This is a genomic window from Oleiphilus sp. HI0079 (assembly GCF_001635105.1).
In genome coordinates this window covers 1-931 of record NZ_LWFT01001385.1, presented here as the reverse complement: position 1 = coordinate 931, position 931 = coordinate 1, and the positions used below count along the sequence as shown (strand labels likewise).

The following is a 931-nucleotide window of genomic DNA, read 5'->3' as shown; positions in this document are numbered from 1 at the left end:
ATGCTGCTAATGTCTGCTGAAAAGGCGGAAGAACTAGGTCTTAAGCCGCGCGCACGGATTGTGTCTATGGCCGCTGCAGGTTGTGATGCTGCAATCATGGGTTATGGTCCAGTTCCAGCGACCAAAAAAGCCCTAAAGAAAGCGGGCCTTACTGTTGAAGACATCGACATCTGGGAGCTTAACGAAGCGTTTGCTGGCCAGTCTCTTCCTGTCATCAAAGATCTTAAGTTGATGAACGTGATGGACGAGAAAGTGAACTTGAATGGCGGTGCGATTGCATTGGGTCACCCAATGGGATGTTCTGGTGTTCGTATTTCTGGCACCTTACTTAATATCATGGAAGACAAAGACGCTAAATACGGCGTGTCGACCATGTGTATCGGTATGGGTCAGGGCGTTACGACAGTTTGGGAACGTCTATAAGCGTAAGAGCACTATGTCGCTGATGACAACTCGGTTAGCATTCGCTTTTACCTTGTTAAAATCAGCGCCGGAGTTGTTAAGCGTTAGAAGTTAAAAAAAGCACGGCTTGTCCGTGCTTTTTTGTGTCCGTATCTTGCAATAAATTTGTTAGGAACTGCTTTGAATTCAACTTCGATTATGGTGATTAACTTAGAAAAAACTTTGCAAGTGCTTGACCACTCAGCTACAAATCAATATATATGTTGCGCTAATTCAGCTTTAAGCTCGTATACATCATTGCGTAAGTAATCTCTAAACGAGCAATTTACCCTATTATAATTTTGGAGTTATATGGCTAAGTCACTAGTCATCGTGGAATCGCCTGCTAAGGCAAAAACGATCAACAAGTACCTCGGGTCAGACTACATCGTTAAATCAAGTGTTGGTCATATTCGCGACTTGCCAACCTCTGGTGGCGCCGCTACATCTACTCCGGCAGAGAGAGCGAAACAGGCTGCCTTGACTCGTA

At 44.8% G+C, this 931-nt stretch carries 1 protein-coding gene and 1 pseudogene; both read left to right on the top strand.

The annotated features are described in order from the left end of the window. Nucleotides 1-423: pseudogene (gene fadA / locus A3750_RS23945) on the top strand (acetyl-CoA C-acyltransferase); the annotation flags it as partial. Between the two features lie 330 nt (nt 424-753). Beyond that, a partial coding sequence (locus A3750_RS25170; RefSeq protein ID WP_156498902.1) for a toprim domain-containing protein occupies nt 754-931 on the top strand: 178 nt, incomplete at its 3' end.